At 70.6% G+C, this 9,227-nt stretch carries 9 protein-coding genes; 7 read left to right on the plus strand and 2 right to left on the minus strand.

From position 1 onward, the window contains the following. Positions 1-43: 43 nt before the first annotated feature. Positions 44-478, minus strand: a complete 435-nt coding sequence (locus HET64_RS32215) for a VOC family protein (protein WP_215110689.1) — start codon at positions 476-478, stop codon at positions 44-46. A gap of 240 nt (positions 479-718) precedes the next feature. Between HET64_RS32215 and HET64_RS32220 the strand changes: the two genes are divergently transcribed. Together HET64_RS32220 and HET64_RS32225 are read left to right on the plus strand one after the other, a co-directional pair. Beyond that, positions 719-1,171 carry a RidA family protein gene (locus tag HET64_RS32220; RefSeq protein ID WP_215110690.1) on the plus strand — a complete coding sequence of 151 codons (453 nt, stop codon included), beginning with the start codon at positions 719-721 and terminating at the stop codon, positions 1,169-1,171. 213 nt (positions 1,172-1,384) lie between these two features. Then, on the plus strand, positions 1,385-2,914 hold the full coding sequence (locus HET64_RS32225; protein ID WP_018956948.1) for a UDP-N-acetylglucosamine 1-carboxyvinyltransferase: 1,530 nt from the start codon (positions 1,385-1,387) through the stop codon (positions 2,912-2,914). Positions 2,915-2,995: 81 nt separating this feature from the next. Here HET64_RS32225 and HET64_RS32230 read toward each other — a convergent pair whose 3' ends face one another. Then, positions 2,996-3,421, minus strand: coding sequence for a DUF1579 domain-containing protein (locus HET64_RS32230; RefSeq protein ID WP_215110691.1), 426 nt, complete (start codon positions 3,419-3,421; stop codon positions 2,996-2,998). A 150-nt stretch (positions 3,422-3,571) separates the two neighbouring features. On the opposite strand from HET64_RS32230, the gene HET64_RS32235 reads away from it, so the two are divergent. The 5 genes from HET64_RS32235 (at position 3,572) to HET64_RS32255 (ending at position 9,118) form a co-directional block, all read left to right on the plus strand. After that, entirely contained in the window at positions 3,572-4,204 is a 633-nt protein-coding gene (locus HET64_RS32235; RefSeq protein WP_215110692.1) for a DUF998 domain-containing protein, read from the plus strand. 44 nt (positions 4,205-4,248) lie between these two features. Beyond that, positions 4,249-4,620 (plus strand): YciI family protein, encoded by a 372-nt coding sequence (locus tag HET64_RS32240; protein WP_215110693.1) that lies wholly within the window; start codon positions 4,249-4,251, stop codon positions 4,618-4,620. A 92-nt stretch (positions 4,621-4,712) separates the two neighbouring features. Next, on the plus strand, positions 4,713-6,032 hold the full coding sequence (locus tag HET64_RS32245) for an RNA polymerase sigma factor (RefSeq protein ID WP_215110696.1): 1,320 nt from the start codon (positions 4,713-4,715) through the stop codon (positions 6,030-6,032). A 252-nt stretch (positions 6,033-6,284) separates the two neighbouring features. Further along, positions 6,285-8,717 carry a nitrate- and nitrite sensing domain-containing protein gene (locus HET64_RS32250; RefSeq protein ID WP_215110694.1) on the plus strand — a complete coding sequence of 811 codons (2,433 nt, stop codon included), beginning with the start codon at positions 6,285-6,287 and terminating at the stop codon, positions 8,715-8,717. Continuing rightward, entirely contained in the window at positions 8,714-9,118 is a 405-nt protein-coding gene (locus tag HET64_RS32255; RefSeq protein WP_215110695.1) for a roadblock/LC7 domain-containing protein, read from the plus strand. The genes HET64_RS32250 and HET64_RS32255 overlap by 4 nt, the downstream gene beginning before the upstream one ends. The last annotated feature ends 109 nt before the right edge of the window (positions 9,119-9,227 follow it).

Here is a 9,227-nt window from a genome sequence, read left to right on the forward strand (position 1 = left end):
GCGCGACAGTCGAGAGAGAAGCGGACAGGGCTCGGGGGAGGCGTCAGTCGAGACAGAACTCGTTGCCCTCGATGTCCTGCATGTTGAGGCAGGACTCGTTCTCCTCGTCGGCGAGCAGCAGTTGTCCGCGCACCGCGCCGAGCGGGATCAGCCGTGCGCATTCGGCCTCCAGCGCGGCCAGGCGCTCCTCGCCCACGAGCCCGGTGCCGACGCGCACGTCGAGATGCACCCGGTTCTTGACGACCTTTCCTTCGGGAACGCGCTGGAAGTACAGCCGCGGCCCCACGCCCGAGGGGTCCTGGCAGGCGAATCCCGCGTCCCGCTTCTCGGGCGGCAGGGAGAGGTCGTATTCGCCCCACGTGGCGAACCCCTCCGGCGGCGACGGAAGGACGTACCCCAACACCTCGCACCAGAAATGTGCGACGCGCGAGGGCGACGCGCAGTCGAAGGTGATCTGTACCTGCCTGATCGGAGCCATCGGGCCACCCTAGTGGCGCACCGTTCGCGGAGCCTCCGAATTTCGCCGCGGGTCGAGTCGCGGTACGGGTCGCCCCCGGCGGATCACCGAGCCACGGATGCCCCTTCGACACGCGCTCCACCCAAGTGGACGGCGCGAGGGCTGCGTTCGGCCCGGAAGAAATGAGGAAGCGGAACGCGAAGCGCGCTGAAAGGATGAGGTACTCCAGGGCCGACCCCAGCACCAGGAGACGCACCCATCGTGACCCGCACCAGCGCCGTTTCACTGATCCGTTCCCTCTCCCTCTCCGACGTGGCCGAGTACGCCTATGCGGCCACCGCGCCCGCCGGGTCCCGCCTGATCTTCCTCGCCGGTTCGTGTCCGCTCGACGAGCACGGCGAGACCGTGGCCGTGGGCGACTACGCGGGACAGGCGGCGAAGGCCGTGGAAAACCTGCGGACGGCGCTCGCCGACGCGGGCGCCTCGGTCGAGGACGTCATCAACACCCGGGTCCTCGTGGCCTCGGCCCGGCAGGAGGATCTCGTGGCCGCGTGGGCAGTGGTCCGGGACTCGTTCGGCGACCACGACGTGCCCAGCACGCTGATGGGCGTCACCGTGCTCGGCTACGCGGACCAGCTCGTCGAGATCGAAGCCGTGGCCGCCGTCCTCGACACCCCGACGCCCGACGGCCCGGCCGGCCCCCCGTCGGCGTAGTGGCGGTGTGAACCCGCGCCCCCTCGCACCGAAGCGTGCGAGGGGGCGCTGTCGGCATGGCGGATCACCCCGTACGGACGCGCGGACCGCGCCCTTCGCTCGGGCGCGGGTCACGATGAGGAGAGGCCGCACACGCGGAGCCGGTACACACCCGTCACTCGAACGGCACACCCCCACAGCAGCCTCATCTCATATCTGAGATAACCTGCCGTCATGTCAGACGACTACCTCGTACGCATCGGCAAGCTCATCCGTGACGCCCGTCAGCACCGGGGCTGGACACAGACGCAGCTGGCTGAGGCGCTCGCCACCAGCCAGAGCGCCGTCAACCGCATCGAGCGCGGCAACCAGAACATCAGCCTTGAGATGATCGCCCGCATCGGTGAAGCCCTCGACAGCGAGATCGTGTCGCTCGGTTACGCCGGGCCCATGCATCTGCGGGTCGTCGGCGGCCGCCGGCTCTCCGGGGCCATCGACGTCAAGACCAGCAAGAACGCCTGCGTCGCGCTGCTGTGCGCCTCGCTGCTCAACAAGGGTCGGACGGTCCTGCGCCGGGTGGCCCGGATCGAGGAGGTGTTCCGGCTCCTGGAGGTGCTGAACTCCATCGGGGTCCGCACCCGCTGGGTCAACGACGGCGTGGACCTGGAGATCGTGCCGCCCGCGCAGCTGGACCTGGAGGCGATCGACGCCGACGCCGCGCGCCGCACCCGCTCGATCATCATGTTCCTGGGTCCGCTGCTGCACCGGACGGAGCAGTTCACCCTGCCGTACGCGGGCGGCTGCGACCTCGGCACCCGCACGATCGAGCCGCACATGATCGCGCTGCGCCGGTTCGGCCTGGAGATCGCCGCCACGGAGGGCCTCTACCACGCACAGGTCGACCGCTCCGTCTCCCCGGACCGGCCCATCGTGCTGACCGAGCGCGGCGACACCGTGACCGAGAACGCCCTGCTGGCGGCAGCCCGCCACGACGGCACGACCGTCATCCGCAACGCCTCCTCCAACTACATGGTCCAGGACCTGTGCTTCTTCCTGGAGGCCCTGGGCGTACGGGTCGACGGCGTCGGCACGACGACGCTCACCGTGCACGGGGTCCCGCAGATCGACGTGGACGTGGACTACTCCCCCTCCGAGGACCCGGTCGAGGCGATGAGCCTGCTGGCCGCCGCGGTGGTGACCGAGTCCGAACTCACCATCCGCCGGGTGCCGATCGAGTTCCTGGAGATCGAGCTCGCGGTCCTGGAGGAGATGGGCGTCGACTGCGACCGCACCCCGGAGTACGCCGCCGACAACGCGCGCACCCGCCTGGTGGACCTGACGGTGCGGCCCTCCAAGCTGGAGGCCCCGATCGACAAGATCCACCCGATGCCGTTCCCCGGCCTGAACATCGACAACGTCCCGTTCTTCGCGGCGATCGCCGCCGCCGCGCACGGCCAGACCCTGATCCACGACTGGGTCTACGACAACCGCGCGATCTACCTCACCGACCTCAACCGCCTGGGCGGCCGTCTCCAACTCCTCGACCCCCACCGGGTCCTGGTCGAGGGCCCGACCCGCTGGCGCGCCGCCGAGATGATGTGCCCGCCCGCCCTGCGGCCCGCCGTGGTGGTGCTGCTGGCGATGATGGCGGCGGAAGGCACCTCCGTACTCCGCAACGTCTACGTGATCAACCGCGGCTACGAGGAGCTGGCCGAGCGCCTCAACTCGGTGGGCGCGCAGATCGAGATCTTCCGGGACATCTGAGCGGCGGATGCCGTCGTCCCCGCCTGCCCTGATACGTGGCCGGTCAAGCGGGGGCGGCGGCATCTCCGTAGCGGCCGCGTGTCAGATTCGGGTCATGGTCGAGGTGTAGCCGCCTCCGCCCGGGTAGACCCAGTCACCGGTCGCCGTGGTGCCGTCCGCGCTGAACGTGCCTTCGTAGTAGGCCGGGCTGCCCTTCGCGCCGGCCCAGATGGTCAGCTTGTCGCCGACCAGCTCGTAGACGTAGTCGAAGGTGTTGCCGTTCGAGTCGTAGTACCGCGACACCACGTCCGCACCGACCGGCTCGCCGAACGGGCGGAGGTTTCCGATCAGTTCCATGCCGGTGACCGGCTCGCCGAACTGGCTGAGTTCGACGTGCTGGATGAGGAAGAACCGGCCGGGCATCCACTCGTACCGCACGGTTCCCTCGGCTCCGCCGGTCACCGTCCAGGTGCCGACCAGACGGTCCAGGGCTTTCAGCTCGGCGCTCGGCGCGTTGGTCTCAGACATGTCGTCCTCCTTGATGGGTTCTCGCGGCTACCTCGGAGCTGCCCGCCCGATCTCGACACCGACCGGATGTGCCGTGGGTCACTTCACCAACGGGTCGAGATTCCGGGACCGGCAACGAGGTAGCCGCGAGAACCTGCCAAGGAGGAAGCCATGACCACCCACGCTGTCGCTACCGCTCGCACCCCGGACCGCCTGCTGGCCGCCGGAGCCCTCGCCGGTCCGGTCTTCGCCGCCTCGGCCGTCGTCCAGATGCTCACCCGTACGGGGTTCGACATCACCCGGCACCCCATCAGCCAGCTCGCCACCGGTGGCCCCGGCTGGATCCAGATCATGACGTTCGTGCTCGCGGGTCTCGGCAGCCTTGCGCTGGCCGCCGGTATCAGGCGCACTTTCCGCGACGGACCGGGACGGCGGGTGCTGCCGGTCTGCGTCGGTGTCTTCGGCGTCGGGCTGATCGCCGCCGGCGTGTTCACCATGGATCCGGAGAACGGCTTTCCGGTGGGCACCCCGGACCGGCCGGTCGCCCAGATGTCCTGGCACAGCATCGCGCACTCGGCCTCGGCGGCCATCGCCTTCCTGGCACTGGCCGTCGCCGCCGTCGCCCTTGCCGTACGGTGCGTCCGCCGCGGTGCTGTGCTTCCGGCCGTGCTGAACGGCGTGGTCGCGTTCATCCTGCTCCTGCCCATGTCACCGGACCGCATGAGCATCCAGATCGCCGTGAACGGCCTGGTCGCCTTCACGTGGACGACCGTTGTCGCGGTGTCCCTGCGGCGTACCCCGTGACCTCCTCTACCATCATCCGGACCAGATATGAGGGGGCAACCGCGATGAAGTACCTGCTGCTCGGCTACACATCGGCCGCCGCCTGGGACGCCGCGACCGCCGAGTCCCCGTCCCCGGAGGCGCTGGCCGCGTTCACCGTCTACCAGAGGTTCGAGCGGGAACTGCTCGACACCGGTGAGCTCGTCAGCACCGAGGGCCTGGGGCATCCGGCGGTCAGCACCACGGTCCACCGGACACCGGACGGCACGATGGCGACCGACGGACCGTTCGCCGAGTTGAAGGAAGTTCTGGCCAGCTTCGCGGTGATCGACGTGGCCGACCGGGAACGGGCTGTGGAGATCGCCTCGCGGATCGTTCAGGTGCTGGGCGAGCCGATCGAGATCCGGCCGGTCATGGGCGAGGACTTCACGGCGTGACCGGCGGATCCCCACCGGGCCCGACCCGGGCGACACACCGCGCCGGGGCGGTGAACGGCGGGCTGGACACGACCCTCGACATCGACGTCGAGATGCTGCTGCGCGCCGAAGCACCGCAGGTGCTCGGCGCGTTGGCGCGACGCTTCGGCCGCTTCGACACGGCCGAGGACGCGGTGCAGGAAGCGCTGCTGGCGGCGAGCCGGACATGGCCGGCCCAGGGCGTACCGGAGGATCCACGCGGCTGGCTCATCCGCATCGGCTACCGGCGTATGGTCGACCTGCTCCGCTCGGACCAGGCGCGGCGCCGACGCGAGCGGGAAGTCGGCCTGGCCGAACTGGCCATGCAGGAGACGCATCGCAGGGCGGGTCCTCAGCAGGAGGCCGACGACAGCCTCACGCTGTTGCTCCTCTGCTGTCACCCGGCGCTGAGCCACACCTCCCAGGTGGCGCTCACCCTGCGCGCGGTCGGCGGCCTGACGACCGCCGAGATCGCGCATGCGTACGGAACGTCCGAAGCCACCATGGGGACGCGGATCAGTCGCGCGAAACAGCAACTCACCCGTGCCGGGGCACGCTTCACCGCCCCCACCGCCGCCGACCGGCCCGGCCGCGTGAGCGCCGTCATGAAGGTGCTCTATCTCGTCTTCAACGAGGGCTACGCGGCGTCCGCCGGCGGCGAACTCGCGCGCCTCGATCTGACCGGTGAGGCGATCCGGCTGACCCGGACTCTCGTCGACGCCATGCCGGACGAGGCGGAGGCGACCGGCCTTCTGGCGCTCATGCTGCTCACCGAGTCGCGGCGTGCCGCCCGCACCGGCGATGACGGCCGATTGCTGCTGCTGGACGAGCAGGACCGGACCCGATGGAATCGCGAACTCATTCGCGAAGGAACCGAGTTGATCGACAGGGTCTGGAAACGGGGCGAGCCGGGGCCGTACCGGTTCCAGGCCGCGATCGCGGCCCTGCACGCCGCCGCCGCGGCTCCCCAACGTACGGACTGGCCGCAGATCGCCCTGCTGTATCTCTGGCTGGAACGCCTCAGCCCGACCGCCACGGTGCGACTGAGCCGGGTGGTCGCGGTGGCACAGGCCTTCGGACCGGTCCGGGGGCTGGCACTGCTCGACGGCCTCAACCGGCGCCACGGACTGGACCGGGACCCTCTCACCCGGCGGCGGGAGCGTGCGGTGCGCGCCCACCTGGTGCGGATGACCGGCGACACGGCCGGAGCCGCGACGCTGTACCGCGAGGCGGCCACCCTGACCGACAACCAGGTGGAGCGCCGCTACCTGCTCGGCGAAGCCGACCGCCTCAACCTGACCGGTCCGTCGGCCCGTCTCGGCGATACACAGCCCGCCCGGGCCGCGACTCACGGCGGACATGGTCAAGAACCTTTGTTTTGTGCTTACTTGTGAGCGAAGTCCAAACACCTCTGTGCACTCGGTGCGCAGATTTTTCGCTCATTCACCCATCCGGAGGCGCGTACTACGGCATAGGATCATGCCGCGCGCCCCTGGGGCCTCTGCTGCCCCACCGGCATCGCTCCCCCCACCGTCATCGTTCCCCCACCAGCACGCCCTCACCGACACCCCCCACCATCCGTAAACAGGTACAGGTATCCGCGTGTCACCGATACTCAAGCCCGGTTCCGGCGACGGAGCCGCGCAGTGAAAATCAATCGTCGCCTCGTACTCCTCGTCACCGCACCGCTCACCGTGGCCGTCGCTTTCTCGGTCCTGGCACTCGCACCCGCGACCAACCAGGCGCTACAGGCCGACCGGCTGGCCTCGATGGTCGAAGCCGCTGACGGAGCAAGCGAGTTGGCCAACCGGTTACAGCGTGAGCGGGCGGCGGCCACCGCCCTGATCTCCGAACAGGGAGACGCGGAAGCATTCCGGTTACGTGCGAACGCGACCGACGAGAGCATCGCCGGATTCCGCAGCCGGACCAAGGGGCTCTCCGCGGTACCGGGCAGCGCCCGGGGCGCCCTGGACCGTATCGAGCGCTTCGTCGAGGAGATGCCCGGCCTCCGCGCCCAGGTGCGCTCGGGAAGCAGCACCGTCTCCGCCCTCGCCTTCGGCTATCGCATCGTGATCGCCGACCTCAACAGCTACCGCGACGGCATCGCGCAGGCGGACGGCGTGGACGCCGATATCGCGGACCGGATCCGCGCCGCCGCGGCCCTCTCCGAGGCCGCCGAGCACACGGCCCAGCAGCAGGTCACCGTCATGAGGGCGCAGGCCGCGGGCGGCTTCACCATCGCCTCGCAGCGGACCTTCGACGCCGGGCGGTTGGGCTACACCGAGTCGACCGGCGCCATGTTCGACCTCGGGCCGGGCGAATGGCGGACCTGGCTGGAGCGCACCCTCTCCGGGGCGAAGGCCCTGGAGGCCCGGCGCCTTGAGGACCAGATCGGGCGGACGGGCACCGGCAAGGACATCACGGTCACCCCGAAGGAATGGCAGAAGGCGGCCAACGACCGTCAGGAGCTGCTCCGTTCGGTGGAGAAGCGGGTCGACGCGGCCGTCCTCGCCCAGGTCTCCGACGTGCGTACCACCCTCATCTGGACGGCCGGCGCGGAGGTCGCGCTGGTGGTGCTGACCCTGGTCGGCGTCGTCGTCGTCGCGATCCGCCTGGGCCGCGTCATGGTCCGGCGGCTGCGCGATCTGCGCAACGCCGCGCACGAGGTCGCCCACTCCGGGCTGCCCGCCGTGATGAGCGAGCTGTCCCAGCCCGGCGCGCTGCGTGGCGCGACGCCCGAGGAGGTGGCCCGGCGGACCGGTGACCCGGTCGGGACCACGGGCGAGGACGAGATCGGCGAGGTCGGTGAGGCGTTCAACGCCGTCCACCACGAGGCCGTCCGCCTCGCCGCCCAGCAGGCTTATGTGCATGAGCAGTTGGCAGAGACGCTGGTCGGTGTCGCACGCCGGGGAGCACGGTTGACCGCTGTCATGGTGTCCGAGCTGGACACGGTGCAGCGCGACGAGGCCGACCCCGTGCGGATGAAGACCCTCTTCGCTCTCGACCACCTCGCCATCCGCATGGAGCGCAACACCAACAACCTCCTGGTGCTGGGCGGTTACGGGAACGCCCGGGTGCGGTCGGCCGATGTGGGCTGCTCCACCGTCATCGTGGCCGCCGCCCAGCAGATCGAGCGGTTCGACCGCGTCTCCCTCGGGGTGATCGAGTCGGGGATCGGAGTCACCGCCCGCGCCGTGCACGACGTGGCGCACATCCTGGCGGAGCTGCTCGACAACGCGACCCGCTACTCGCCCCCGGACAAGCAGGTCGGGGTCGCCGTCTGGCGGCTGTGGGACCGGGCCGTCGTGCAGATCGTCGACGAGGGCGTGGGCATCACCGCGGAGCGCCGCGCGGTCCACAACGCAGCGCTGCTCGAACCGCAGGCCGGCATCGGCGACGTACGGTCCATGGGGCTGCACGTGGTGGCACGGCTCGCCGCGCGCCACGGCATCGTCGTGGAACTGCGCGACTCGTCCGGCCCCGGCACCATCGCCGAGGTCACGCTGCCCGCGAAGGTGCTGGCCCTGGACCTCAAGGAAGACCAGGCTCCGACGCCGGGCACGCTCGGCAACGATGTCGGCTACGAAGCGCCCCGGCCGATCACACCGCCGGGGCCGGGGGGCCGCCGGCAGCCGGCCGCGGCGAGGACACGACCCGGCCACGGCAGCGCCCCGGTCGGGGCGGGCGTCGGCACCGCCGGGGCCGGCGCCCCGGCCGGCGGCGAGCGGGAGACCCCGCCCGGCCACGACGGGCCCCGCGGCTCCAGCCGTGAGCGGGACCACGACACCAGGCCCGCGGCGCACCCCGTGCACGACGAGCCGGTGTCACGTGTCGCCGGTGTCAGCTCCTCGGGGCTGCCCCTGCGGCAGCGCAGGGCGCCTCAGCAGTGGCCCGCCGCGGGGAAGCGGGAGGGCGCAGAACAGCGCCCCGGGGCCGGTGCGCCACGGCCGTCGCCCCGTCGCAGGGACTCCCGACAGGTCTCCGACGTGCTGGCGGCCTACGCCCAGGGGATCAACCGGAGCACGAACCACCGGGGGCGTTCCGCCCCGGACGACAACACCGAACGGACCGAGAAATGACCACCTCCTCCGACCTGAGCTGGATCCTGAGCGATTTCGCCGGGCGTCTTCCGGAAGTCACCCAGGCGATAGCCGTGTCCGTGGACGGACTCGCGCTGGCGTACACCGGTGTGGAACGCGACGACGCCGAGCGGCTGGCCGCGATCGCGTCCGGCGTCGTCAACCTGCTCTCCGCGGCAGCCCAGTTGACCAACACCGATCCCGTGGAGCACAGCCTCACCGCGATGGAGGGCGGCTACATGTTCTCGATGGCCGTCTCCAGCGGTGCCTCGCTCCTCGTCACCACGACCAGGGACGCGGACATCGGCGAGGTCAGCTACATGATGTCCGAACTGATCAACCAGGTCGGCGACTCGCTGTCTCCCCAGGTCCGCGATCCGAGCCTCCCGCCCCTGCGCTGACCGCCGGTCCTGCCCTGACCGCCGGTCCTGCACTCCCCACGGGTGGCGGCCACCCGCCGCACCCGTCCCGACCGGCACGCACGACACTCCTGCCCCCGAGACCGTGATG

Origin of the sequence: Streptomyces sp. McG3, assembly GCF_018619185.1 — a bacterium.
Classification (GTDB): Bacteria; Actinomycetota; Actinomycetes; order Streptomycetales; family Streptomycetaceae; genus Streptomyces.

What these genes read in the sequence shown, in the direction of transcription:
- HET64_RS32235 (WP_215110692.1), top strand. Translation starts at nt 3,572, where the DNA reads ATGACCACCCACGCTGTCGCTACCGCTCGCACCCCGGACCGCCTGCTG.
- HET64_RS32215 (WP_215110689.1), bottom strand. Translation starts at nt 478, where the DNA reads ATGGCTCCGATCAGGCAGGTACAGATCACCTTCGACTGCGCGTCGCCC.
- HET64_RS32240 (WP_215110693.1), top strand. Translation starts at nt 4,249, where the DNA reads ATGAAGTACCTGCTGCTCGGCTACACATCGGCCGCCGCCTGGGACGCC.
- HET64_RS32245 (WP_215110696.1), top strand. Translation starts at nt 4,713, where the DNA reads ATGCTGCTGCGCGCCGAAGCACCGCAGGTGCTCGGCGCGTTGGCGCGA.
- HET64_RS32225 (WP_018956948.1), top strand. Translation starts at nt 1,385, where the DNA reads ATGTCAGACGACTACCTCGTACGCATCGGCAAGCTCATCCGTGACGCC.
- HET64_RS32255 (WP_215110695.1), top strand. Translation starts at nt 8,714, where the DNA reads ATGACCACCTCCTCCGACCTGAGCTGGATCCTGAGCGATTTCGCCGGG.
- HET64_RS32230 (WP_215110691.1), bottom strand. Translation starts at nt 3,421, where the DNA reads ATGTCTGAGACCAACGCGCCGAGCGCCGAGCTGAAAGCCCTGGACCGT.